Here is a 23274-nt window from a genome sequence, read left to right as displayed (position 1 = left end):
CTCTCGCGCGTCTGTGCGCATACTGAGGCCCACGGAAGGTGTCGTTCAGGGAGCGTTGCTGAGTGTCGGAGGCGGAGTACCGCAAACCGCAGTCGGACGAGGCGAGGAGTGTCTTCGACCCCGAGATCACGTCCGAGTTCGCCCTGCCGGCGGGGCTGGCCGTTCCCAGAACCGGCGGTGAGCCGGAGACCACGTCGGAGTTCGCCGTCCCGGACGGCCTGGAAGTGGCGCCGCCGGCCTCGGCCGAGGGCGAGGGATCGGCGTTCAGCCTGCCCAGCACGTACAGCGCCCGTCAGGCGCCCGTGGCCTTCACCCCGGCCGAGGGCATGCCGGTGGTGAGTCTGACCAAGGACCTCCCCTGGCAGGACCGGATGCGCACGATGCTGCGGATGCCGGTCGCCGAGCGGCCCGCCCCCGAGGCGGGGCCCAAGGCGGAGGAGGGCGGCCCCGCCGTCCCGCGCGTGCTCGACCTGACGCTGCGCATCGGCGAGCTGCTCCTCGCGGGCGGCGAGGGCGCCGAGGACGTGGAGGCCGCGATGTTCGCGGTCTGCCGTTCCTACGGACTCGACCGCTGCGAACCGAACGTCACCTTCACGCTGCTGTCGATCTCGTACCAGCCGTCCCTGGTGGAGGATCCGGTGACGGCGTCCCGGACGGTGCGCCGCCGGGGCACCGACTACACGCGTCTGGCGGCGGTCTTCCGGCTCGTGGACGATCTGAGCGACCCGGAGAGCCACCTCTCGCTGGAGGAGGCCTACCGGCGGCTCGCGGAGATGCGCCGCAACCGGCACCCCTACCCGACCTGGGTGCTGACCTCGGCGAGCGGGCTGCTCGCCGGCGCGGCCTCGGTGCTGGTCGGCGGTGACCTGGTCGTGTTCGTGGCGGCCGCGCTCGGCGCGATGCTCGGTGACCGGCTGGCGTGGCTCTGCGCGGGGCGCGGGCTGCCGGAGTTCTACCAGTTCCTGGTCGCCGCGATGCCGCCGGCCGCGATCGGCATCACGCTGACGCTGGCGGACGTCGACGTGAAGGCGTCCGCGGTCATCACCGGTGGGCTGTTCGCCCTGCTGCCCGGACGGGCGCTCGTCGCGGGCGTGCAGGACGGTCTGACCGGCTTCTACATCACGGCCGCCGCGCGTCTGCTGGAGGTCATGTACTTCTTCGTGGGCATCGTCGCCGGGGTGCTGGTGATGCTCTACGTCGGTGTGCAGCTCGGCGCCCATCTCAACCCCGACGCGGCCCTCGGCGTCACCAAGCGGCCGCTGTGGCAGATCGGCGCGTCGATGCTGCTGTCGCTGACGTTCGCCGTGCTGTTGCAGCAGGAACGGTCCACCGTGCTCGCCGTGACGCTCAACGGCGGTGTCGCCTGGTCGGTGTACGGGGCGATGCGCTACGCGGGCGATATCTCGCCCGTCGCCTCCACCGCGGTGGCGGCCGGAGTGGTGGGGCTGTTCGGGCAGTTGCTCGCGCGCTACCGGTTCGCTTCCGCGCTGCCCTACACGACCGCCGCGATCGGTCCGCTGCTGCCGGGTTCGGCGACCTACTTCGGACTGCTGGCCATCGCGCAGAACGAGGTCGACGCCGGGCTGGTGTCGATCACCAAGGCCGCGGCACTGGCGATGGCCATCGCCATCGGCGTGAACCTGGGCTCCGAGGTGTCCCGGCTGTTCCTGCGGATCGGTTCCCCGGAGAAGCGGCGGGCCGCCAAGCGGACGCGCGGCTTCTGACGGCGCGAGGGGCGCCTTCCGGCGCCCCTCGACGGGCTTTCAGCAGCCCCGGTGTTCAGTCGGCCCTGGTGTTCGGCGGCCCCGGTTCAGTAGCCCTGGTTGTCGTGGGGGTACTGGCCGTTGTGCTGGGCGCCGTACGGCTGCTGCTGGTGCTGCTGTTGCGGCTGCTGCTGCCACTCCTGGGGGTACTGCTGCTGTTGCGGGTACTGCTGCGGGCTGTAGTGGTCGTCGCGGTGGCCCTGCTGCCCGCCCTGGTACGGGCCGCCGTGCTGCCTGCCCTGGTACGCGCCGTCCTGGCCGTCGCCCTGGTGACCGCCCTGGTGGCCGCGCTGGTCGTGGCCCTGGCCGCCGTACGGGTGCTGCGGGTCGTACTGCGGCTCGTGCCGGTCGATCCGGCGGAGCTGGGTCGTCGCGTCGTCCATGACCGGGGGCTGCTGCTGGTGGACCCGCTGCCGCGGCTCCTCGGGGGCCTGCGGCGGGTTCTTCTTGGACTTCGAGCGGGCGCGCAGGAACTCGATGGCGATCGGGACCACGGAGATCAGCACGATCAGGATGAGGATCGCTTCGATGTTCTTCTTGACGAAGTCGATGTTGCCCAGCCAGGACCCCAGCAGGGTGACGCCCGCGCCCCACAGCACGCCGCCGATGACGTTGAAGAGCAGGAAGGAGCGGTACCGCATGCCGCTGACGCCGGCGATGATCGGCGTGAAGGTGCGCACGATGGGCACGAAGCGGGCCAGGACCAGGGACTTGGGGCCGTACTTCTCGAAGAACTCGTGCGCCTTGGTGACGTTCTCCTGCTTGAAGAGGCGGGAGTCGGGCCGGTTGAACAGCGACGGTCCGACCTTCTTGCCGAACATGTAGCCCGCCTGGTCGCCCAGGATCGCGGCCACGCAGATCAGCGCCACGGCGCCCCACAGCGGGAAGTCCAGCTGGTTCGAGGTGATCAGCAGACCCGCCGTGAACAGCAGGGAGTCGCCCGGCAGGAAGAACCCGATGAGCAGGCCGGACTCCGCGAAGACGATGAGCAGCAGGCCCCAGAGACCGAAGGTGTCGAGCAGGTAGTTGGGGTCCAGCCAGCTCGGTCCGAGGGCGATCGTCGTCACGGTTCCGGGCTCCTGAGGGGTGGGGGTGAGGAACGGCGTCCATGGTGCAGCCGGACAAAGCTATCAACGGAATGCGTCCGCCCCAGGTTCCACGCGGGTCTCCGGGATGCACTGTGCGCCCGCTGCGACGAAGCTGTGAGCCATGGGTATCGAAGACTACGGCGGCGGGCAGGGCCCCCAGCCGGACGTACTGGTCGTCACCACCAACGACGTCCCCGGGTACCGGGTCGAGCAGGTCATCGGGGAGGTCTTCGGGCTGACCGTGCGCTCGCGACATCTGGGCAGCCAGATCGGCGCGGGCCTCAAGTCCATGATCGGCGGAGAGCTGAAGGGGCTGACGAAGACCCTCGTGGAGACCCGCAACCAGGCGATGGAACGGCTCGTCGAGCAGGCACGCGCGCGTGGAGCCAACGGTGTGCTGATGTTCCGCTTCGACGTGACGGAGGCCGCGGACCTGGGCACCGAGGTGTGCGCGTACGGCACCGCGGTGGTCCTGGTCCGCGACTGACCGCCACCGCTACGCCGTCCGCCGGGCCGCGTTCGCCCTGATCGCCTCCTCCAGGTGCACGGCGAGGCCCGGGTGCATCGCGTCGTAGAACGCCTTGAAGCGCTCGTCCGAGACGTACAGCTCCCCCAGGCCCCGGTGCGTCTCGTACGGGCAGTCGTAGAACCACCTGCCGACGTGCTGGCGGTGTTCCTCGGCCATGTCCATGGCCGCCTCACCGGTGGGCGGCTCGCCGGCGGTCATGAGGCCCTCGTAGCGGGCCCCCCAGTCGGCGACCTCGTCCCGCATGCGTGTCCAGTCGTCCTTGGTGTAGCGGGCGGCGCGGCGCTGCGACTCCGCGTAGGCCTCGGTGCCGCCCCAGCGCTGTTCCGCCTCCTCGGCGTACTGCTCCGGGTCCTTGTCGCCGAAGACCTCGAACCGTTCCTCGGGCGTGAGGTTGATGCCCATCTCGCGTGCCTCCATGGCGTGTTCCACGGCCGCGGCCATCTTCTCGAGCCGGGCGATCCGGGCGGTCAGCAGTTCGTGCTGGCGGCGCAGGTGCGCGCGCGGGTCGGCCGCCGGATCGTCGAGCAGGGCCGCGACGTCCTCGAGCGGGAAGCCGAGCTCCCGGTAGAACAGGATCTGCTGCAACCGGTCGAGGTCGGCGTCGTCGTAGCGCCGGTGCCCCGCGTGGCTGCGTCCGCCGGGCACGAGCAGGCCGATGTCGTCGTAGTGGTGCAGGGTGCGCACCGTGACACCGGCGAACCCGGCGACCTGTCCCACGGAGTAGCTCACTTCGTCCGCTCCCTTCTGGTTGTCCGCCCACCGTGCGTCCTCACGTCGCGTGAGGTGCAAGGCCGGTGCGGCCGCTCCGCATCCCGTCCGGATGTCATGTCCGATTTGCCCGCTTATCGTGAGCCCGTGGCCCAGGACACCGCACGGCACAAGCACACCGTTCCGGCGACACCGGCACGTGCCCTGCTGCCGGTGATCCTGCCCGCACTCGCCGTCGGCGTGCTGGCGAGCCTGCTGCTCCTGCTGGTGGAGGGGGCGGCCGAGCAGCTGGAGGACGTGCTGTGGCAGGACCTGCCGGACGCGCTGGGCGTGGGGCGGTACTCGGTGTTCTGGATGATGGTCGTGCTCACCGGGACAGGGGTGCTGGTGGGGCTCGTGGTGTGGAAGGTGCCCGGGCACGCGGGCCCCGAGCCCGCGACGATGGGGCTGGACGCGCGCGTGCTGCCGCCGGGGGTCCTCCCCGGCCTGCTGCTCGCCACGGCGCTGATGCTGGCGGGCGGCCCGAGCCTCGGTCCGGAGAACCCGATCATCGCCGTGAACGTGGGCCTGGCCGTGTGGCTCGGCGGCCGGCTGCTGCCGCGGGCGCCGGGCCCGCTGTGGGTGGTGCTCGCCGAGGCGGCGACGATCGGCGCGCTGTTCGGCACGCCGGTGGCGGCGGCGCTGCTGATCTCGGAGGCGCTGGCGGGACGGCAGAGCGAGGGCCCGCTGTGGGACAACGTCTTCGCTCCGCTGGTGGCCGCCTCGGCCGGTTCGATGACGATCACCCTGGTGGCCCATCCGACCTTCGACCTGGACCTGCCCGCACTCGGCACGCCCGGCTGGGGGGACATGCTGGCGGCGGTCGTGGTCGCCTCGGTGGGCGCGCTGCTCGCCATGTGCGCCGTCCGCGCGTTCCCGTACGTCCACCGCGCCTTCGGGTGGTTGCGGCACCCGATGCTGGCGCTGCCCGCCGGCGGGGTCGTGCTGGGCCTGCTGGGGGCCCTGGGCGGCCATCTGACGCTCTTCAAGGGGCTGGACGAGGTCGGGGAGCTCGCTGCGGATCCCGACGGCTGGACGGCCGGACAGTTCGCCACGATGACGGTGGTGAAGCTGACCGCGCTGCTCGTCGCCGCGTCCTGCGGCTTCCGGGGCGGCCGGATCTTCCCCGCCGTGTTCGTGGGCTCCGCCCTGGGGCTCACCGCCCACGCGCTCGTGTCGGGCGTCCACCCGTCGGTGGGCGTGGCGGCCGGTGTCCTGGGCGTTCTCCTGGCCATCACCCGGCAGGGCTGGGTGAGCCTGTTCGTCGCCGCCGTCCTCGTCGCCTCGGCCTCGGTCATCGCCCTGCTCTGCATCGCCTCGCTGCCGGCCTGGCTGCTGGTGACGGGGCGTCCGCAGATGCAGTTGCGCGAGGACGGAACTTCGGTCCGCTGACACCCGTTCGATCCTTCAGGAGGCAATCCATGCCGTTGCACAAAGGTCACGCCGAGTCCGACGAGCGCCCGCTGTCCGTGAACCCCTTCTACGGTGAGGCCGATCCGGTCAGCGGCATGATCGAGGCGCCGCCCAAGCACCGACTGCCGGACGGCCCGACACCCCCGTCGGCGGCGTACCAGCTGGTGCACGACGAGCTGATGCTCGACGGCAACTCGCGGCTCAACCTGGCCACGTTCGTCACCACCTGGATGGAGCCGCAGGCCGGCATCCTCATGGCGGAGTGCCGGGACAAGAACATGATCGACAAGGACGAGTACCCGCGCACCGCCGAGCTGGAGCGGCGCTGCGTGGCGATGCTCGCCGACCTGTGGAACGCGCCCGACCCGTCGGCGGTCGTGGGCTGTTCGACGACCGGGTCCAGCGAGGCGTGCATGCTCGCCGGCATGGCGCTGAAGCGGCGGTGGGCGCAGCGCAACGCCGACCGCTACCCGGGCGCCCGGCCGAACCTGGTGATGGGCGTCAACGTCCAGGTCTGCTGGGAGAAGTTCTGCAACTTCTGGGAGGTCGAGGCCCGTCTGGTCCCCATGGAGGGCGAGCGCTTCCACCTCGACCCGCAGGCCGCGGCCGAGCTGTGCGACGAGAACACCATCGGGGTCGTCGGCATCCTCGGTTCCACCTTCGACGGGTCCTACGAGCCGATCGCCGACCTGTGCGCGGCCCTCGACGCCCTCCAGGAGCGCACCGGCCTCGACGTCCCGGTGCACGTCGACGGCGCGTCCGGCGCGATGATCGCCCCCTTCCTGGACGAGGACCTGGTGTGGGACTTCCGCCTCGCGCGCGTGACGTCCATCAACACCTCGGGGCACAAGTACGGGCTGGTGTACCCGGGCGTCGGCTGGGCGCTGTGGCGCGACAAGGAGGCGCTGCCGGAGGAGCTCGTCTTCCGGGTGAACTACCTGGGCGGCGACATGCCGACCTTCGCCCTCAACTTCTCCCGGCCGGGCGCCCAGGTCGTCGCGCAGTACTACACGCTGCTGCGACTGGGGCGTTCGGGATACCGCGCGGTGCAGCAGACCACACGGGACGTGGCCCGCAGCATGGCCGACCGCGTGGAGGCGCTCGGCGACTTCCGGCTCCTCACCCGGGGAGACGAGCTGCCGGTGTTCGCCTTCACGACGGCGCCGGGCGTGGACTCGTACGACGTCTTCGACGTCTCCCGGCGGCTGCGGGAAAGCGGGTGGCTGGTGCCCGCGTACACCTTCCCGCCCCACCGGGAGGACCTGTCCGTGCTGCGGGTCGTGTGCCGCAACGGGTTCTCGGAGGACCTCGCCGACCTGTTCCTGGAGGACCTGTCCCGGCTCCTGCCCGAACTGCGCAGGCAGTCGGGCCCGCACACCCGGGACAAGAGCGCGGCGACCGGGTTCCACCACTAGGGGGTGTCCGACACCCCGGGGCCGCGTCGGGAGCGTGCGGGCCGTCGGTTCAGTGGCTCATGCGGGCGAACTTCCGCACCGCCAGCGGGAAGAAGACCGCCAGCAGGGCCACCGGCCAGGCGACGGCCGCCCACAGGTGGCCCGGGTCGGCACCCGGGCCGCCGAACAGTTCGCGCACGGCCGTCGCCGTCCGGGACATCGGGTTCCACGCGACGGCCGTGCCGAGCCAGCCGGGCATGGACTCGGGCGCGGCCAGGGCGTTGGAGAAGAAGCCGACGGGCCAGACCAGGATCTGCACGGCCTGCACCATCTCCGGTTTCCCGGCCACCAGGGCCAGCTGGATGCCGATCCAGAGCATCGCGAAGCGGAAGAGCAGCAGCAGGCCCACGGCGCCCAGGAAGGCGCCCGGTCCGCCCTGGGGACGCCAGCCGAGCGCCAGGCCCATCACGATCAGGACGGCCAGGCCCACCGCCGACTGGAGCATGTCGGCCGCGGAACGGCCCACCAGGACCGCGCCGTCGGCCATCGGCAGGGAGCGGAACCGGTCGACGACCCCCTTGTCGAGGTCCTGGGTGACGGCCAGCATCGTGCCCTCCAGGCCGAAGGCCATGGTGAGCGCGAGCATGCCGGGCATCAGGTAGTCGAGGTAGTCGCCGCTCACCCCCCGGCCGCCGCCGACCAGGTAGCCGAACATCAGCAGCAGCATCACCGGGAAGACGAGCCCGACGACCAGCCGGCCGGGCTGCCGGGCCCAGTGGGCGAGTTCACGCCGGGTCATGGTCCAGGAATCGGTCAGCGCGTACGTCCTCACACGGCCTCCTTCGTACGGTCGTCCTGTCCGGTCAGGTGCAGGAACACCTCGTCCAGCGTGGGGCGGCGCAGGGCCACGTCCTCCGCCTCGACGCCGGCCGCCTCCAGGGCCCGGACGACCCCGGAGAGGGCGGCCATGCGGTCGGTGACCGGGGCGCTGAGCAGACGGCGGTCGGGGTCGACGGTGATGTCCCGCTCCGGCAGGGGGAGCAGCGCGACGACCGTGCCGAGCAGGGCGGCGTCGCGCAGGACGACGTCGATGCGGTCACCGCCCGTCAGCGCCTTCAGCTCGTCCGCCGTCCCGCCGGCGATCACGCGGCCCCGGTCGACGACGCTGATGCGGTCGGCGAGCTGGTCGGCCTCCTCCAGGTACTGGGTGGTGAGCACGACCGTCGTCCCGCCGCCCACCAGCGAGCGGACCGCGGACCAGACCTCGGCGCGTCCGCGGGGGTCCAGGCCGGTGGTCGGCTCGTCCAGGAAGAGCACCTGGGGCCCGTTGCCGTTTCTGTCGCCGATGAGCGACGCGGCCAGGTCCAGGCGGCGGCGCATGCCTCCGCTGTAGGCGCGCACCGGCTTGCGGCCCGCGTCGGTGAGGCCGAAGCGCTCCAGGAGTTCGCCCGCGCGTACGCGCGCGTGCCGGGCGCCCAGGTGGTGGAGCCGGCCGAACATCTCCAGGTTCTGCCGGCCGCCGAGTTCCTCGTCGAGGGCCGCGTGCTGGCCGAGCAGGCCGATGCGCGCGCGGACCTCGCGGGCCTGGCGCACGACGTCGTGGCCGGCCACCTCGACGCGGCCGCCGTCCGGCCGCAGCAGCGTGGACAGGATCCTGACCAGCGTGGTCTTGCCCGCCCCGTTCGGTCCGAGCACCCCGTGCACGGTGCCCCGGGCCACCGTGAGGCCGAGCCCGTCCAGTGCCCGTGTCCCGCCGTACCTCTTGCGCACGCCCTCGACGGTGATCGCGTCGTCGGTCACGGAAGTCCCCCGTCTCCTCGCTAGTCAAACTTGACTACACCGTCAAAGTAACTCGGGCGGAGCGAGTCGTCAAACTTGATTAGTGAGCGTCTCCTGGATGCCGTTCCCCGGTCGCGTAAGGGTTCTCCTCGCCGTCCGCGAGGACACCGACGAACGGTTCGCCCTCTCCCGCGAAGGTGTAGGCGCCCCGCTCGATCCGTGCGATCAGGCCGCGGGTCCACGCGGCCTCGGCGTCGGCCGTGTGGATCCAGAGGTTCATGATCTCGCCGATGTGGCCCAGCTGCTCGGGACCGTCCTCGGGGACGTAGTGGCCGGTGACGGCGGAGCGCCACTCCTCGATGCCCCGGATGCGCTCGCGCAGCAGCGACACGGCCTGCGCGCGCGGAAGGTCGACCATGAAGCCGATGGCCGCGGACTTCACGTCCGTCTTCTGGTCGTACGAGGTCAGGGCCTCGCGCAGCAGCCTGAAGTACTCCTCGGTGCCGGCCTCGGTGATCTCGTACTCGGTACGCGGCGGCCCGCCCGCGGTGGACGGGGCCGTCTCGTGCTCGCGCAGCAGTCCCTGCTTGGCCATCTGCTTCAGGGCGTGGTAGATCGAGCCCGGCTTGGCGTTGGACCACTCGTGCGCGCCCCAGTACTCCAGGTCGCCGCGCACCTGGTAGCCGTGGGCCCGCCCGTGCTGGCGCACCGCGCCCAGCACGAGAAGACGGATCGCTGACATGGGCCCAGGTTATGGCGTGGCGGACCCGTGCCCGTCAGGTGCCCGGGTCCGGGTCCGCCGGCGGCGCCGGACGACGCCCCTCAGGGCGTCGGACGGCTCAGAACGGGAAGCCGCTGCGGCCGTGCTGGACCGAGATCCACTTGGTGGTGGTGAAGGCCTCCAGCGTCGTCTCGCCGTTGAGACGGCCGACTCCGGAGTTCTTCTCGCCGCCGAAGGGGACGATCGGCTCGTCGTGGACGGTGGCGTCGTTGACGTGGAACATGCCGGTGACGATCTGCTTGGCGAAGGCCACGCCGCGCTCGACGTCGGCGGTGTGGACGGCGCCGCTGAGACCGTACGGCGTGTCGTTGGCGATGCGGAGCGCCTCCTCCTCGCCGTCGAAGGTGTTGATGAAGGCCACCGGTCCGAAGACCTCCTGCTGGAGCAGCGGGGAGTCGGTGGGCAGGCCGGCCAGCACGGAGGGCTCGACGAGGTTGTCGGTGGTCGTGCCGTGCAGCAGGGCGGTCGCGCCCTCGGCGATGGCCTGCTCGACGGCGCCGGTCACGGCCTCCGCCTGCTGGGAGTTGATCACCGGGCCGATGGCGGTCTGCGGGTCGCGCGGGTCGCCGGCCTTGAGCGTGCGCACCTTGGCGACGAACTTCTCGGTGAACTCGTCGGCGAGCGAGCGGTCGACCAGGATGCGGTTGGCGGCCATGCAGACCTGGCCCTGGTGGACGAAGCGGCTGAAGACGGCCGCGTCGACGGCGTAGTCGACATCGGCGTCGTCGAGGACGACGAACGCGCTGTTGCCGCCGAGCTCGATGATCGAGCGCTTGAAGTGCGAGGCGGCGACGGTGGCCACATGGCGGCCGACCTTGTCGGAGCCGGTGAAGGAGATGACCCGCGGGACGGGGTGCTCCAGGAAGGCGTCGCCGATCTCCGCGATGTCGGTCACGACGACGTTCAGCAGGCCCGGGGGCAGACCGGCGTCCTCGAAGAGCTTGGCGATCACGGTGCCGCCGGCGATCGGGGTGTTCTGGTGCGGCTTGAGGACCACGCCGTTGCCGAGGGCCAGCGCGGGGGCCACGGACTTCAGGGACAGCAGGAAGGGCACGTTGAAGGGGCTGATCACGCCCACGACGCCGACCGGCTCCCGATAGACGCGGTTCTCCTTGCCGTCGATCGGCGAGGGGAGGATGCGGCCCTCGGGGCGCAGCGACAGGTGGATCGACTCGCGCAGGAACTCCTTGGCGAGGTGCAGCTCGAACGCGGCCTTGCCGAAGGTTCCGCCGGCCTCGGCGACGAGGATCTCGCTGATCTCCGCCTCGCGCTCCTCGACCAGCCGCAGCACCTTCTCGAAGACCGAACGGCGCGCGTAGGCGTTGGTCGCGGCCCACTGCTTCTGGACCCGGGCGGCCGCGCGGTAGGCGTCGTCGACCTCCTCGACCGTGGCTATGGTGATCGAGGCCAGCTTCTCGCCGTCGTAGGGGTTGAAGTCGATGATGTCCCAGGACCCCGTCCCCGGGCGCCACTTACCGTCGATGTACTGCTGGGCCAGGTCAGTGAAGTAGGACGACATGTGATCCCTCAATCCCCTGCTGCGATCGGCTGCGATCGATCGGCATCACGATCTGATCACACGTCATCGTACGGTGGTTTCAAGGGAGTTGGGGCCGATACCGCTGGTGCGCGAGGGAAATCCCTACGAGAGCTGGATCAGGCCTCGGAGCAGGTCGCGGCTCTCGTCCGGGCCGGGGCTGTCCTGCTGGAGTTCCTTCAGCGCGTTCTCGTACTGGGCGACGTCCTCGCGCTTGTCGAGGTAGAGGGCGCTGGTGAGCTGCTCCAGATAGACGACGTCCTGGAGGTCGGACTCCGGGAAGCTCAGGATGGTGAACGCGCCGGACTCGCCGGAGTGCCCGCCGAAGCTGAACGGCATGACCTGGAGCCGCACGTTGGGGCGCTCCGAGATCTCGATCAGGTGCTGCAACTGCCCCCGCATGACCTCGCGGTCGCCGTACGGCCGGCGCAGGGCCGCCTCGTCGAGGACGATGTGGACGTCGGGGGCGTTCTCCGCGACGAGGTACTTCTGCCGCTCCAGCCGCAGTGCCACCCGCCGGTCGATGTCGGCCGCGTTCGCCCCCTTCATGCCCCGGCTGACGACCGCGTGGGCGTACGCCTCGGTCTGGAGCAGTCCGTGCACGAACTGGACCTCGTACGCCCGGATCAGCGCGGCCGCGCCCTCCAGGCCGACGTAGGTGGGGAACCAGTTGGGCAGGACGTCCGAGTAGCTGTGCCACCAGCCGGCCACGTTGGCCTCACGGGCGAGGCCGACGAGCGCCTGGCGCTCGGTGTCGTCCATGATCCCGTACAGGGTCAGCAGGTCTTCCACGTCACGGGTCTTGAAGCTCACCCGGCCGAGTTCCATCCGGCTGATCTTCGACTCCGACGCCCTGATGGAGTATCCCGCCGCCTCGCGGGTGATGCCGCGGGCTTCCCGCAGTCGCCGTAGTTGCGAACCGAGCAGCATCCGCCGCACCACCGATCCGGGCTCTCCCGCGCTCACGTTCGCCAGCCTCCCCAGCCGTCTTAGGGGCCGCAGTCTGCCACTAAAACACTTCGAGCAGTACTCGTCCGATTACAGAGATGGAAAGAAGTCAAAGGATACGTACAGCGGGATGCGCGGGAACAGTGAGGAGAATGCAAGAGAAGTGCCCTTGATGGGCGGGAAGTTGGCGGAAAAAATGGCCAAGAAGCGGTACGGGCGGGTCCATTTCGGTCACGTGCACGTGCATCTGCCCTTGCATCCGCAGTGCGCATCGGAAACCATGGTCTCGCGCCACCGCTGCATCGCAACGACCGCGAATCCCGGGAGTGCCTCGCATGGGGACGAATGGATCGACCATGCTCGAGCCGTTACGGCAGGGCCTTCCGCCGCTTGATCCCGCGGCCGTGTCCAACGCCGCCTCGTGCGCTCTGCCCGCCCGCTTCGAAGCGGTGCGCGAGGCACGGCAGTTCACCAGGAGAACCCTCGGCCAGTGGGACGTCGGCGACCGTTTCGACGACATCTGTCTGGTCGTGTCGGAGCTGGTGACCAACGCGCTCAGACACGGGGTGTCCTCCGACGACGTCCCGCACCCCTCGGACCGGCAGCATCCGCCCGTGCGCCTGCACCTGATGCGCTGGACCGAACGGCTCGTGTGCGCCGTACGCGACCCCAGCCGGGAGAGTCCGCTGCCGCGCGAGAGCGAGGACTTCTCGGCGGAGTCGGGCCGCGGCCTGTTCCTCGTCGACTCCTTCGCCGACAGCTGGGGCTGGCACCCGCTGTCCGGAAGCCTCGGCGGCAAGGTCGTGTGGGCGCTCTTCCGGCTGCACACCCCTGCCGAGTGACGAACCGCGGCGTGTTCTGACGCCGCGGTTCTACGCGCGTTGCGGAATGCTCTCCCCCGTCGTCTCCGAGAGAGCGGTGGGGGTGCGGTGAGACTCCGGGAGGACCCGGGACCGCGTGCGCCGGTGCGTCAGCTCGCGATCAGGTGGTCGAACTCGCCGTCCTTGATGCCGAGCAGCATCGCCTCGATCTCCGCGCGGGTGTAGACGAGCGCCGGACCGTCCGGGAAGCGCGAGTTGCGCACCGCCACGTCACCGCCCGGCAGCCGCGCGAACTCCACGCAGGAACCCTGCGAGTTGCTGTGCCGGCTCTTCTGCCAGGCAACCCCGTACAGCTGTGTGGCCGTCATGCCGTTGTACACGTCGTGCCCCCCGTCAACGTGGTGGTCCACAGGTCGCTCCCTGGTGGTGCACTGGCTCGTGTGGCCATTGGTGCCGTGGTCAACTGTCCCGGATCATAACCCCGTTCACATGCAGCCGCATGAGCAGATGCACGTGCACGCGGGGTGCCTGAGCGGTTACAGCTTTGACGCCCGCTTTACCCGGTGACCTGCCCCGGCGTGCGGCCCGCCTGTCGACGGCGGGGTGCGCGGGAAAGTCGTCCGGATCGAACCAACGGTGCATTAGGAACAGACGCGCGGCACGGCCTTCCTGTTCCGTCCGGTCGCCATCGGACTTCCGACCGGACCGGTCGCGGGGAGGTCGTCCGCGCCGTACGCGCCGTGCCGGTAGGCGGGGTTCCGGCGGAGGCCCGTCGTCCGCTCGACGCGGCGGACGGCGTCCGCGGAATCGACTGCGCGCCCGGCGGGCGGGGGCCGGGGAACCCGTCGACGAGGCGGCCGAGTCCGCCTCCGTCCTCACGGCGCCTACCCCGGAACCGTCGGTGCATGTCCGTCCGGGTCCGCTCCCCCGCGGTCGGCGTTCCTCGTGCGCGGGAGGAGCGTGTCGTCCCGCTGTCGGATCACGGGACGGGCCACCGGTCCAGGGGTCGTAGACGTACGGGCCATGTTCACTGATGCGGATGCAGGTGCGGCCGTACTGCGCACGCGGGGTGACACAGTACGGCCGATGTGGCGCGGGAGCGGCGCACGGGTGGACGCAGGGGCGCGTACAGGACAGGCACGATCGGGCCCGGGGCGGGGGCGTGCCCCCCACCCCAGGTCAGCGGGGGGTGGGGGCCGTCGGGAGGAGGGCCATTTCCCGGGCGTTCTTGACCGCCCGGGCCAGGAGGCGTTGCTGCCGGGCGGAGACGCGGGTGACCCGGCGGCTGCGGATCTTGCCCCGGTCGGAGAGGAACCGCCGGAGCAGGTCGGTGTCCTTGTAGTCGATGTACGTGATCCCGGCGCGGTCGAGGGGGTCGGGGCGGGCCGCGGCAGGCCTGCGCTCGGTCTTACGGGGCATGGATCAGACCTCCAGGAGGGTGTCGAAGGCGGGCGGCAGCCGTTTCCAGGCGGCGCGGCCCGCGGCGTACTCGGCGTCGGTGAGCAGACAGGACTCCAGAAGGCGCGCCAGGCCGTCGTGGTCGAGCCCCGGGGACGTGAAGACGAGGTGCTGGCAGCGGTCGCCGTGCTCGGGATGCCAGTCCAGCGCGGCGGCGGCGCGGCGCACCGCGGGCAGCAGGTCCCAGGCCGCGTCGGGCAGGGACGCGAGCCACGGTCCCGCCGACTCCACGCACAGGGCTCCCCCGGCCGCGTCCCAGTGGAGCAGGACGTCGGGTTTGTCAGCGAGCCAGAACCGCCCCCGGCTGCGAGCGGCGGCGCAGGTCAGGTCCTCGAGCGCCGCGTACAGCCGCTCCGGATGGAACGGCCGGCGCCGGCGCCAGACGAAGGTGCTCACCCCGTGCGCGTCCGCCTGCGCGGGCAGCCGGGCGCAGGCCGGGTGCTGAGCGGCCGCGGCCGACCCCGCGTCGAATCCGGCGAGCACCGCCCGGACCAGCGGCGATCGTGCATCCGCACGGTCGTCCGGCCCGCCCGGGTGAGCGCCGGGCCGTCCCGGATCGCCCGCCCGCCCGGCCCCGGCCGCCTCCCCGGCCGCCTCCCCGGTCGCCGCCCCGGCCTTCCCGTGACCGGTGGCGGACGGCGGGTGGCCGACGGGCGTGATCCGGACCCGGTGGGCTGTGGGATGCAGTTGCGCCAGCAGTTCACGGTCCTGCTCGTCGGCCTCGTCCGAGTCGACGACGGCCAGCACGGGCGCGTACTCCAGTTGCGGGCGAAGGTGTCGGCGACGGTGCGCGCGTCGGTGGCGGCCGCGGCGAGACCGCACTCGGCGAGGTCGTCGCCGTTGCCGAGGCAGGGCAGGACCAGCGCGGGATCGACGGCGGTGACGACGCCGGTGACCGTCAGCCCGCCGGCCACGACGACCTCGGCCATCGCCTTCGGCTCGACGGAGTCCCACAGCTCGACGACCGCGAGGCGCGTCGTGCCGTCGTCGGCGAGGCGGCGCAGCTCGGGGACGAGATCCTCGCGCAGGGCGCAGCAGGCACAGTCGTCGACCAGGGGCGCCTCGCCGGCGGAGAGGATCCCGCCGGCGTCGGCGACCGTACGGACCACCGTGCCCGCCGCGGCCGTCGACAGGTCGTGGTGGAGGACGACGCTGCCGGGGACGTCGGCGAGCAGACGCGCGACCGTCGCGCGGCGGGCGTCGGCGTGCAGCCCGCCGACGATCACGACCGGCAGAGTCACTCCCCGCCCCGCTTCCCGTAGCGGCGCTCGAAGCGCTCGACCCGGCCCGCGGTGTCCAGGACGCGGGCGGTGCCCGTGTAGAAGGGGTGACTGACGTCGGACGTCTCGACGTCGACGACGGGGTAGGTGTTGCCGTCCTCCCACTCGACGGTCCTGCCGCCCGCCGTGGCGGACAGCGTCGAGCGGGTGAGGAAGGCGTGGTTCGCGGCACGGTCGCGGAAGACGACGGGACCGTAGGCCGGGTGGATGTCCTTGCGCATGACGGTGTCTCAGCGCTCCTCTCGGAAGTCGACGTGACGGCCGACGACGGGGTCGTACTTGCGCAGGGTCAGGCGATCGGGGTCGTTGCGGCGGTTCTTGCGGGTCACGTAGGTGTAGCCCGTCCCCACCGTGGACCGGAGCTTGATGACCGGGCGGAGTTCGTTGCGTGCCATGCTGATACCTTACTGAAAATGAATTCCATTAGCATCATCGATCCTGGCACCGACCGAGGAGAGGTACGTCACCCGTGTCCGCGCACTGCATGCTGACCGGCGCCCAGCCGGGCTTCGGCAACCGCATCTCCCGTTCCCACCGGCGCACTTCGCGCCGCTTCGACCCGAACATCCAGTCCCGGCGCTACTGGCTGCCGAGCGAGAACCGCCACGTACGGCTGCGGCTGAGCACCAAGGGGATCAGGACCGTCGACGCGATCGGCGTCGAGGCGGCCGTGACGCGCATCCGCGCGCGGGGGGTGCGGGTCTGATGGCGAAGAAGAGCAAGATCGCGAAGAACGACCGGCGGCGGGAGGTCGTCGCCCGGTACGCGGCACGGCGGGCCGAGCTGAAGGAGATCATCCGGCGCCCGTCGTCGACCGCGGCCGAACGGGAAGCGGCGCGGCGCGAATTGAGCGGTCAGCCGCGGGATGCGAGCGCCACGCGCGTGCGCAACCGGGACCAGGTGGACGGGCGGCCGCGCGGGTATTTCCGGACGTTCGGGCTGTCCCGGGTGAGCCTGCGGGAACAGGCCCACGCCGGGCACCTGCCGGGGGTGCGGAAGTCCTCCTGGTAGGCCTTGCGCCGGATCCGGGGCGGGGGCGGGGCCGGGGCGGGGCGCGCCCCGGCCCCCGGGGGCGACGGTCGCCCGCCGCCCGCGCCCGGGCCGGGGGGACAACGGCCACCCGGCGCCGCTTCCGGTGAAGCCGCGGTCGCCCCTCCCCCCCTCCTCCCGCCCGCTCCCGGCGGGCGGGTCGTCGGCCGCGGGGAGATCACAGGCGGTCCCCAGGGCTCTGCCCGGGCTTGCTGGTAGCTTGCTGCGGTCCTTACGGTGCGCACGGTCCTCATGGTCCGTCCGGTCCACCGGACCGTCCGGCTACAGCTTGGGAGCTTGCAGTGACTTCGGCGAACTTCTCGCGGGGCGCGTCCCGTCGGCCGGTGCGGTCCACGGCCGCCGCCGTGGCCGCCACGCTGGCGGGCGTGCTCGTCCTGACCGCGTGCAGCGACGGCGGAGGGTCCGACGACGGCGCCTCCGCGCCGTCGACGACGGCGACCGCGGACGGCGGCGCCGCGGGCGGGGCGACGGAGTCCGCCTCGTCCTCCGTCTCCGCCTCCGGTGAGCTGGAGGGCAGTTGGCTCGCCACGACGGACGGCAAGGCCGTCGCCCTGATCATCACCGGGAAGCAGGCCGCCCTCTTCGTGACCGGCGGAGCCGTGTGCAGCGGCACCGCGGGCGAGGAGGCGGGCATGCAGATGATCCACCTCAAGTGCACCAGCGGGAAGGGTGACCGGACGACGGGCATGGTCGGCTCCGTCGACGCGAAGTCCCTCGAGGTCACGTGGTCGGGCGCGGTCGGCAAGGAGGAGTTCGCCAAGGCGGAGGGCGGCCAGTGGCCGTCGGGCCTGCCGACGGCCGGCCTGGGATAGTCCCCCGACGGGGGTTCCGGGCACCACGGGGCGGTCACGAGGGCGGGGGCGCGCGACGGGTGCACGCGCGCGTGCGTGATGATCCTTCGAGCACCGTCACGAAACCCTAGGGATCATTCATGCGCGCTGTTCCCCTCACCGTCACCGCTCTCGCCGCGGCCCTGCTCCTCACCGCCTGCGGCGGCGGGGACGACAGCGGCTCCGGCGACGAGAGCAAGGGCGCCGGCACCACCGCCTCCGCGGGCGGCCCCTGTGCCGCCGCCGACCTCGGCCAGGAGGTCGCCGCCAACGCCGCGCCCTCCGCCGGCGACAGCGGCAACGTCACCGTCACGCTCACCAACAAGGGCGCGGAGTGCACCCTCGACGGTTTCCCCACCGTCGAGCTGGCCGCCGACGGCACCTCCGCGAAGGTGGCCGAGGACGAGGCCGCCGAGGCGCAGAAGCTGACGCTCGCCGCGCAGGGCACCGCCACCTTCACGATCACCTACGTGCGGGCCGCGGAAGGCGGTGACAAGGGCCTCGCCGTCAAGACGGTGAAGTTCGGCCTGCCGGGCGCTTCCGCCGACCAGAGCTTCCCCTGGTCGTACGGCGATGTCAGCCTCAAGAGCGAGAAGGTGCCGGACGCGACGGTCAGCGCGTTCCAGTCGGCGGGCGACTGATCCACCGGACGCCCGCCCCACGGCCGGACCGCCCGGGACGTCCCGCGCGCGGGAGCCGCGCCGTCTTTGCGCGCAAGCCCCCCGCCGGACCGGGAGGACCCGGCGGGCGGGGATGCCCCCGCCGGGACGGAAGACCCGGCGGGCGGGAGCGTCACGGCAGCGGGGGCCGGGACCGCATCCGGGCCCGGTCGGCCGCTTCGGCGCCCTCGGTCCAGCCCGCCTCGTCGGTGACCCCGCGCAGCCGGGTGGAGACCGTCTGCGGGAACATCCGGTCCGTGGCGGCGGTGACCGCGACCTCGCGGGAGGCGAGCACCGGCAGCAGGGCGTCGGTCGCCTCGGTCTCGGCGGCGGCGGTGACCTCACCGAGCCGGGTGCCGATGCGGTGGGCGTAGGCGGCGAGGAAGGACTGCCGGAAGGTCTTGGTCCGTCGGCGGCCGCCGGCCCGCTGGGCCGCCTCGGCCTTCGCCATGGCGGACTGCGCCTGCACCAGCAGCGACGTGTAGAGCAGTTCCACCGCCTCCAGGTCCGCCTCGAAGCCGACGACGGTGGAGAAGGCGAAGGTCTCGTTCCACACCGCCCGGCAGTGGTTGGCGCCGGCGACGGCGTCCAGAAGGACCGCCTTGGCCTGCTCGTACGGCGGCTCGACGCCGATCCGGCAGGCACCGGGCGCGTCCGGGTCGGGCCCCTGGGCGTCGAGCAGCGCCTCGTCGAGGCTGTGCCGGGCCATCAGTTCCTGGGCCTTCGCGGTCAGGGCCTCCGCCTCCTGCGGGAACCCGGTCGCCTCGGCCTTGGCGAGCAGCGCGCGGATGCGGGTGAGCATGCGGGAGTGGGCGCCCGGCCGGGCCTCGCGGTGCGGCTCCTCCTCCCGCAGGGGTTCGAGGGCCGGCAGCCGCAGCAGCAGCCGGTAGAGCTCGAGCAGGGCGGTGGCCTGCGAGAAGCGGTCGCCGGCGGGCCGGTCCCCGCTGTCGCCGGCCAGCTCCGCGAGCTGGGCCGCCCAGCGCCGGCCGCGTGCCCGGTCGTCGCGCGCCTGGGCGGTGATCAGCGCCGTCACGAGGCCCACGTGGACGTCGTCCAGTTCGCGCCGCACCCACCGTACGAGGTCGGCGGGCTGCCAGCCGCGCCGCCAGGCAGCGGCCACGAACTCCGCTCCGCGCCGGGCCAGTTCGGCGTCGGCGGCCGGGTCCGCGGCGAGGAGTGACGCGCCGGTGTCGAGTGCGCTGTCGGCGGCGTCGTAGAGCGCGGCCCGCAAGGCGCGCTCGACGGTACCGGCGGGGCCGTCGCCGGGGGTGCTGTGGCCGTGGCCGGTGCCTGGGCCGGTGCCGTGGTCGGTGCTGCTCACCGCTCGATCGTGTCACGGGGCGGGATGCCGAGGTCCGGCGGACTGACAACCTCGGGTTGACACCCTCTTACTGTCAACCTAGGGTTGACACATGACGAATCCACGACCGGGGACCACCGCGTCCGTCCGTCTCGACGACCTCATCGACGCCATCAAGAAGGTCCACCACGAGCCGCTGGACCAGCTCCAGGACGCCGTCATCGCCGCCGACCACCTGGGTGACGTGGCGGACCACCTCATCGGCCACTTCGTCGACCAGGCCCGTCGATCCGGCGCCTCCTGGACCGACATCGGCCGGAGCATGGGCGTCACCCGGCAGGCCGCCCAGAAGCGGTTCGTGCCGAAGGAGTCCGCCGACCTCGACGCCAGTCAGGGCTTCAGCCGCTACACCCCCCGCGCGCGCAGCGTCGTCATGGCCGCCCACAGCGCGTCCAAGGCCGCGGGCAACGCCGAGGGCCTGCCCGCGCACCTGGTCCTCGGGCTCCTCGCCGAGCCGGAGGCCCTCGCCGCGAAGGCCATCGCGGACCAGGGCGTCTCCCTCGAAGCGGTCCGCGAGGCCGCGACCGCGGTACTCCCCCCGGCCGTCGAGGACGCGCCGGAGCTCGTCCCGTACGGCACGGACGCGAAGAAGATCCTGGAGCTCACCTTCCGCGAGGCGCTCCGCCTCGGCCACAACTACATCGGCACGGAGCACATCCTGCTGGCGCTGCTGGAGTTCGAGAACGGCGAGGGCGTCCTCAGCGGCCTCGGCATCGACAAGCCCGGCACCGAGCGGTACGTGGCGAAGGCCCTGGCCGTGATCGCGAACCAGCTGGGACAGGAACAGGCCCCCGGCCAGGAGGAAGCACCGGGGCGGGAGTAGGCGCGGGACTGGGAGCAGGCACAGGACCGGGAGCAGGCGCGGGACCGGGAGCAGGCGCGGGACCGGGAGCAGGCGCCGGAGGCGGCAGCCGGGGCCCTGCCTGCCGACGGCGGGCTGTTGTCAGACCCTCCTGCCACACTCGCAGCATGGCCGATCGGTGGGCGCTCGCTCCGGCCGAGGACGGCGGCGTGGAGCTCGCCCCCCTCGGTCCGGGCGGTCTGCCCGCGGGGCCGGTGCTGCGGGAGGCGGACCTGGCGCGGGCCGTGCGCGAGCGGCCCGACGTCACCCGCTGGGTCTGGCGTTCCACGGCCGAGGTGTATCCGCGCCTGCTCGCCACGGGGGTGCGAGTGGAGCGGTGCTACGACGTCGAGGACGCCGAGACCCTCCTGCTGGGTCACGAGGGGCGGTCCGGCGAGCCCCGCTCGGCGGCCGCCGCGCTGGCCAGGCTGCGCGGCGGCCCGGTACCGGCGGACCCGCCGCAGCGCTCCGCCGCCCCCGGTGCGCAGTCGTCGCTGTTCGAGGCGCAGGAGACCGCGGTCCGGCTGCCCCTCGAAGACCTCCTCGCCGTCTACGCCGACCAGCAGCTGCGCCACGAGCGGACCGAACACCCGGAGCGGATGCGGCTGCTGACGGCGGCCGAGTCGGCGGGCATGCTGGTGGCCGCCGAGATGAACCGGGCCGGGTTGCCGTGGAGCGCGGACGTGCACCGCGCGGTCCTGCGGGACCTGCTCGGCGAGCGGTACGCGGGCGGTGGCGAGCCCCGGCGGCTGGCCGAGCTGGCCGACGAGGTGTCCGCCGCCTTCGGCCGCCGGGTCCGCCCCGACCTGCCCGCCGACGTGGTCAAGGCCTTCGCGCAGGCCGGCATCCGGGTCAGGTCCACCAGGCGCTGGGAGATCGAGTCCCTCGACCACCCGGCCGTGAAGCCGCTGATCGAGTACAAGAAGCTCTACCGCATCTGGGTGGCCCACGGCTGGTCCTGGCTCCAGGACTGGGTGCGGGACGGGCGGTTCCGGCCGGAGTTCCTCGCGCACGGCACGGTCACCGGGCGCTGGGTGACCAACGGCGGGGGCGCCCTCCAGATCCCCAAGGTCATCCGGCGGGCCGTGGTCGCCGATCCGGGCTGGCGGCTCGTGGTCGCCGACGCCGACCAGATGGAGCCCCGCGTGCTGGCGGCGATCTCCCGCGACCCCGGCCTGATGGAGGTCGCCGGCCGGGAGGGCGACCTCTACCAGGCGGTCTCCGAGCGGGCGTTCGCCGGCGACCGCGCCCAGGCGAAGCTCGCCGTCCTCGGCGCCGTCTACGGCCAGACCTCCGGCGACGGCCTGAAGAACCTCGCCGCGCTGCGCCGCCGTTTCCCGCGCGCGGTGGCGTACGTCGACGAGGCCGCCCGCGCCGGCGAGGAGGGCCGGCTCGTACGGACCTGGCTCGGCCGGACCTGCCCGCCCGCCACCGGAGCGGGCGACGAGGGCACGGAAGAGGCCGGCATCCCCATCGACCCGGGTGGCCCGGCGGGTGCCCGAGGGAGCGGCCGCGCCGGTGGTCCGGGCGCCACCGGCGAGGACGAGTCCCCCGACGACCGGCCGTGGGTGCCGGGATACGCCTCGACCGACGCACGCGCGCGGGGCCGCTTCGCCCGCAACTTCGTCGTCCAGGGCAGCGCCGCCGACTGGGCGCTGCTGCTGCTCGCCGGGTTGCGGCGCGCGTGTGCCGGGATGGCCGCCGAGCTGGTCTTCTTCCAGCACGACGAGGTGATCGTGCACTGTCCGCAGGAGGAGGCCGAGGCGGTCGTCGCCGCGATCCGGGAGGCGGCCGCCCTGGCGGGGCGGCTGACGTTCGGGCGGACGCCGGTGCGGTTCCCGTTCACGACGGCGGTGGTCGAGTGCTACGCCGACGCCAAGTGAGGTGCGGCGGGGGCGGGTCAGACGACCGGGGGCCTGCCGAGACGCGTCAGCCGCCACACCGTCCGCCACTTCATGGGCCGGCGGTGCCCGGCGGGCTTGCGCACGCCCTCCGCGAAGCCGCCGAACCAGGCCTTGAGCCCGCCGAGCGAGCGGGTGCGCAGCAGGGTGACGGCGATCCAGACGCCCAGGTGGACGGGGACGAGGGGCAGCGGAAGGTTGCGCCGGACCAGCCAGACCCGGTTACGGGCCGTGACGCGGTGGTATATCGCGTGCCGGGCGGGCGAGGTCTTGGGGTGCTGGAGCAGCAGTTCGGGCGCGTAGAGGATCTTCCAGCCGGCGTCGGCGGCCCGCCAGGCGAGGTCGGTCTCCTCGTGTGCGAAGAAGAACTCCGCGGGCCAGTCGCCGGTCTCGTCCAGCATGGCCATGCTCAGGGCGTGGCCGCCGCCGAGGAATCCGGTGACGTAGCCGCCCTGCATGGGGTCCGAGGCGCCGACGCGCGGCACGTGCCGGCGCTGGGTCTCGCCGTTCTCGTCGGCGATACGGAACCCGACGATGCCGAGGCCCGGGTCGGCGGCGTACAGGTCGCGTACGCGGCGCAGTACGTCCGCGTCGACGAGGAGCCCGTCGTCGTCGAGCTCGACCACGACGTCCACGTCCCCGAACTCGCGGAGGCGGGCGAGGCCGACGTTGCGGCCGCCGGGGCAGCCGAGGTTCTCCTCGACGTCGATGGTGGTGACCTCCCCGGGCAGGGAGAGGCGGCGGGCGAATTCGGGCAGCTCGCAGCCGTTGCCGATGATCACGATGCGGGCGGGGGCCAGGTCCTGCTTGGCCACCGACTCCAGCAGCGCGTCCACCTCGGCGGGCCGGTTGCCCATGGTCACCACGGCAACGGCGATCCTCGGCTCCACCACAGCGCCCACGTCCACCACGTCCTCACTCCGTCCGGCCCTCGACACGACCGCGTCCGTGCGAGCGCGGGCCCGTCGTTCACCTAGATGTTGCCGCAGGTGCGGGCGTTGCTCCGACGCGACCTCATTTTGCTTCCCTTTTATGCCGGTTGAGCGTAAGCCGGTCCTGCCCGGAGCGGTCCTGACGCCGGCCGGGAGGTCCGGG

24 protein-coding genes and 1 pseudogene are annotated in these 23274 nt (G+C 72.3%); 11 read left to right on the top strand and 14 right to left on the bottom strand.

All coding sequences use genetic code 11. The annotated features are described in order from the left end of the window. The first annotated feature begins 62 nt into the window (after positions 1 to 62). A complete protein-coding gene (locus Saso_RS20580) occupies positions 63 to 1724 on the top strand; it encodes a threonine/serine exporter family protein (RefSeq protein WP_189926951.1) in 1662 nt (553 codons plus the stop codon). A gap of 86 nt (positions 1725 to 1810) precedes the next feature. Here Saso_RS20580 and Saso_RS20575 read toward each other — a convergent pair whose 3' ends face one another. Continuing rightward, on the bottom strand, positions 1811 to 2830 hold the full coding sequence (locus tag Saso_RS20575) for a DedA family protein (RefSeq protein WP_189926952.1): 1020 nt from the start codon (positions 2828 to 2830) through the stop codon (positions 1811 to 1813). Positions 2831 to 2972: 142 nt separating this feature from the next. On the opposite strand from Saso_RS20575, the gene Saso_RS20570 reads away from it, so the two are divergent. Beyond that, entirely contained in the window at positions 2973 to 3338 is a 366-nt protein-coding gene (locus tag Saso_RS20570; protein WP_189926953.1) for a YbjQ family protein, read from the top strand. Between the two features lie 9 nt (positions 3339 to 3347). On the opposite strand, the gene Saso_RS20565 is transcribed toward Saso_RS20570, so the two are convergent. After that, positions 3348 to 4109, bottom strand: a complete 762-nt coding sequence (locus Saso_RS20565) for a MerR family transcriptional regulator (RefSeq protein WP_189926954.1) — start codon at positions 4107 to 4109, stop codon at positions 3348 to 3350. Between the two features lie 126 nt (positions 4110 to 4235). Between Saso_RS20565 and Saso_RS20560 the strand changes: the two genes are divergently transcribed. Together Saso_RS20560 and Saso_RS20555 are read left to right on the top strand one after the other, a co-directional pair. Then, positions 4236 to 5519 carry an ion channel protein gene (locus Saso_RS20560; protein WP_189926955.1) on the top strand — a complete coding sequence of 428 codons (1284 nt, stop codon included), beginning with the start codon at positions 4236 to 4238 and terminating at the stop codon, positions 5517 to 5519. Between the two features lie 29 nt (positions 5520 to 5548). Then, positions 5549 to 6955 (top strand): glutamate decarboxylase, encoded by a 1407-nt coding sequence (locus Saso_RS20555; protein ID WP_189926956.1) that lies wholly within the window; start codon positions 5549 to 5551, stop codon positions 6953 to 6955. A 49-nt stretch (positions 6956 to 7004) separates the two neighbouring features. On the opposite strand, the gene Saso_RS20550 is transcribed toward Saso_RS20555, so the two are convergent. The 5 genes from Saso_RS20550 to Saso_RS20530 all read right to left on the bottom strand — a co-directional run bounded on the left by Saso_RS20550 (position 7005) and on the right by Saso_RS20530 (position 11961). Continuing rightward, the gene (locus Saso_RS20550; RefSeq protein WP_189926957.1) at positions 7005 to 7766 is read right to left on the bottom strand and encodes an ABC transporter permease; all 762 of its coding nucleotides are present in this window, start codon (positions 7764 to 7766) and stop codon (positions 7005 to 7007) included. Continuing rightward, entirely contained in the window at positions 7763 to 8734 is a 972-nt protein-coding gene (locus Saso_RS20545) for an ATP-binding cassette domain-containing protein (protein ID WP_189926958.1), read from the bottom strand. Before Saso_RS20545 ends, Saso_RS20550 begins: the two co-directional genes overlap by 4 nt. A 79-nt stretch (positions 8735 to 8813) precedes the next feature. Then, positions 8814 to 9455 (bottom strand): PadR family transcriptional regulator, encoded by a 642-nt coding sequence (locus tag Saso_RS20540; protein WP_189926959.1) that lies wholly within the window; start codon positions 9453 to 9455, stop codon positions 8814 to 8816. 97 nt (positions 9456 to 9552) lie between these two features. Next, on the bottom strand, positions 9553 to 11013 hold the full coding sequence (locus Saso_RS20535) for an aldehyde dehydrogenase family protein (protein WP_189926960.1): 1461 nt from the start codon (positions 11011 to 11013) through the stop codon (positions 9553 to 9555). 123 nt (positions 11014 to 11136) lie between these two features. Further along, complete coding sequence (locus Saso_RS20530; RefSeq protein ID WP_189927103.1) at positions 11137 to 11961, bottom strand: helix-turn-helix domain-containing protein; 825 nt, start codon at positions 11959 to 11961, stop codon at positions 11137 to 11139. Between the two features lie 353 nt (positions 11962 to 12314). Between Saso_RS20530 and Saso_RS20525 the strand changes: the two genes are divergently transcribed. Beyond that, the gene (locus Saso_RS20525) at positions 12315 to 12821 is read left to right on the top strand and encodes an ATP-binding protein (protein WP_189926961.1); all 507 of its coding nucleotides are present in this window, start codon (positions 12315 to 12317) and stop codon (positions 12819 to 12821) included. A gap of 128 nt (positions 12822 to 12949) precedes the next feature. Here the strand turns inward: Saso_RS20525 and Saso_RS20520 are convergent, their stop codons facing one another. The 5 genes and pseudogenes from Saso_RS20520 to rpmG form a co-directional block, all read right to left on the bottom strand. Continuing rightward, positions 12950 to 13168, bottom strand: coding sequence for a DUF397 domain-containing protein (locus Saso_RS20520; protein WP_052183895.1), 219 nt, complete (start codon positions 13166 to 13168; stop codon positions 12950 to 12952). Between the two features lie 811 nt (positions 13169 to 13979). Further along, on the bottom strand, positions 13980 to 14219 hold the full coding sequence (rpsR, locus tag Saso_RS20515) for a 30S ribosomal protein S18 (RefSeq protein ID WP_189926962.1): 240 nt from the start codon (positions 14217 to 14219) through the stop codon (positions 13980 to 13982). A 3-nt stretch (positions 14220 to 14222) separates the two neighbouring features. After that, positions 14223 to 15499: pseudogene (locus Saso_RS20510) on the bottom strand (CobW family GTP-binding protein). After that, the gene (locus tag Saso_RS20505; protein ID WP_189926963.1) at positions 15496 to 15759 is read right to left on the bottom strand and encodes a type B 50S ribosomal protein L31; all 264 of its coding nucleotides are present in this window, start codon (positions 15757 to 15759) and stop codon (positions 15496 to 15498) included. The pseudogene Saso_RS20510 and the gene Saso_RS20505 overlap by 4 nt, the downstream one beginning before the upstream one ends. Before the next feature lie 9 nt (positions 15760 to 15768). Next, on the bottom strand, positions 15769 to 15933 hold the full coding sequence (gene rpmG, locus Saso_RS20500) for a 50S ribosomal protein L33 (protein ID WP_189926964.1): 165 nt from the start codon (positions 15931 to 15933) through the stop codon (positions 15769 to 15771). 74 nt (positions 15934 to 16007) lie between these two features. Between rpmG and rpmB the strand changes: the two genes are divergently transcribed. From rpmB to Saso_RS20480, 4 genes are all read left to right on the top strand, one after another. Next, positions 16008 to 16244, top strand: coding sequence for a 50S ribosomal protein L28 (gene rpmB, locus Saso_RS20495; RefSeq protein WP_189926965.1), 237 nt, complete (start codon positions 16008 to 16010; stop codon positions 16242 to 16244). Then, positions 16244 to 16549, top strand: coding sequence for a 30S ribosomal protein S14 (gene rpsN, locus Saso_RS20490; RefSeq protein WP_189926966.1), 306 nt, complete (start codon positions 16244 to 16246; stop codon positions 16547 to 16549). The genes rpmB and rpsN overlap by 1 nt, the downstream gene beginning before the upstream one ends. Before the next feature lie 320 nt (positions 16550 to 16869). Next, a complete protein-coding gene (locus Saso_RS20485) occupies positions 16870 to 17400 on the top strand; it encodes a hypothetical protein (RefSeq protein ID WP_189926967.1) in 531 nt (176 codons plus the stop codon). A gap of 119 nt (positions 17401 to 17519) precedes the next feature. Next, complete coding sequence (locus Saso_RS20480; protein WP_189926968.1) at positions 17520 to 18059, top strand: DUF4232 domain-containing protein; 540 nt, start codon at positions 17520 to 17522, stop codon at positions 18057 to 18059. A gap of 151 nt (positions 18060 to 18210) precedes the next feature. Here the strand turns inward: Saso_RS20480 and Saso_RS20475 are convergent, their stop codons facing one another. Further along, positions 18211 to 19398: a DUF2786 domain-containing protein gene (locus Saso_RS20475; protein WP_189926969.1), complete on the bottom strand. Its 1188-nt coding sequence runs from the start codon at positions 19396 to 19398 to the stop codon at positions 18211 to 18213. Positions 19399 to 19489: 91 nt separating this feature from the next. On the opposite strand from Saso_RS20475, the gene Saso_RS20470 reads away from it, so the two are divergent. Together Saso_RS20470 and Saso_RS20465 are read left to right on the top strand one after the other, a co-directional pair. Next, positions 19490 to 20260, top strand: a complete 771-nt coding sequence (locus tag Saso_RS20470; protein ID WP_189926970.1) for a Clp protease N-terminal domain-containing protein — start codon at positions 19490 to 19492, stop codon at positions 20258 to 20260. Between the two features lie 146 nt (positions 20261 to 20406). Beyond that, entirely contained in the window at positions 20407 to 22161 is a 1755-nt protein-coding gene (locus tag Saso_RS20465; RefSeq protein ID WP_189926971.1) for a bifunctional 3'-5' exonuclease/DNA polymerase, read from the top strand. Between the two features lie 17 nt (positions 22162 to 22178). On the opposite strand, the gene Saso_RS20460 is transcribed toward Saso_RS20465, so the two are convergent. Further along, complete coding sequence (locus Saso_RS20460) at positions 22179 to 23072, bottom strand: glycosyltransferase family 2 protein (RefSeq protein ID WP_372442477.1); 894 nt, start codon at positions 23070 to 23072, stop codon at positions 22179 to 22181. Positions 23073 to 23274 lie beyond the last annotated feature (202 nt).

This window comes from Streptomyces asoensis (genome assembly GCF_016860545.1).
GTDB classification, from domain to species: domain Bacteria; phylum Actinomycetota; class Actinomycetes; order Streptomycetales; family Streptomycetaceae; genus Streptomyces; species Streptomyces asoensis.
Note: the sequence above shows the minus strand (reverse complement) of the source record. Positions and strands in the feature narration are given on the sequence as shown.

Coding starts and splice junctions, on each gene's coding strand:
- Saso_RS20540 (WP_189926959.1), bottom strand. CDS start 9,455: ATGTCAGCGATCCGTCTTCTCGTGCTGGGCGCGGTGCGCCAGCACGGG.
- rpmG (WP_189926964.1), bottom strand. CDS start 15,933: ATGGCACGCAACGAACTCCGCCCGGTCATCAAGCTCCGGTCCACGGTG.
- Saso_RS20520 (WP_052183895.1), bottom strand. CDS start 13,168: ATGACGGCCACACAGCTGTACGGGGTTGCCTGGCAGAAGAGCCGGCAC.
- Saso_RS20570 (WP_189926953.1), top strand. CDS start 2,973: ATGGGTATCGAAGACTACGGCGGCGGGCAGGGCCCCCAGCCGGACGTA.
- Saso_RS20465 (WP_189926971.1), top strand. CDS start 20,407: ATGGCCGATCGGTGGGCGCTCGCTCCGGCCGAGGACGGCGGCGTGGAG.
- Saso_RS20535 (WP_189926960.1), bottom strand. CDS start 11,013: ATGTCGTCCTACTTCACTGACCTGGCCCAGCAGTACATCGACGGTAAG.
- Saso_RS20525 (WP_189926961.1), top strand. CDS start 12,315: ATGGGGACGAATGGATCGACCATGCTCGAGCCGTTACGGCAGGGCCTT.
- Saso_RS20555 (WP_189926956.1), top strand. CDS start 5,549: ATGCCGTTGCACAAAGGTCACGCCGAGTCCGACGAGCGCCCGCTGTCC.
- Saso_RS20470 (WP_189926970.1), top strand. CDS start 19,490: ATGACGAATCCACGACCGGGGACCACCGCGTCCGTCCGTCTCGACGAC.
- Saso_RS20480 (WP_189926968.1), top strand. CDS start 17,520: ATGCGCGCTGTTCCCCTCACCGTCACCGCTCTCGCCGCGGCCCTGCTC.
- Saso_RS20505 (WP_189926963.1), bottom strand. CDS start 15,759: ATGCGCAAGGACATCCACCCGGCCTACGGTCCCGTCGTCTTCCGCGAC.
- rpsN (WP_189926966.1), top strand. CDS start 16,244: ATGGCGAAGAAGAGCAAGATCGCGAAGAACGACCGGCGGCGGGAGGTC.
- rpsR (WP_189926962.1), bottom strand. CDS start 14,219: ATGCCCCGTAAGACCGAGCGCAGGCCTGCCGCGGCCCGCCCCGACCCC.
- Saso_RS20530 (WP_189927103.1), bottom strand. CDS start 11,961: ATGCTGCTCGGTTCGCAACTACGGCGACTGCGGGAAGCCCGCGGCATC.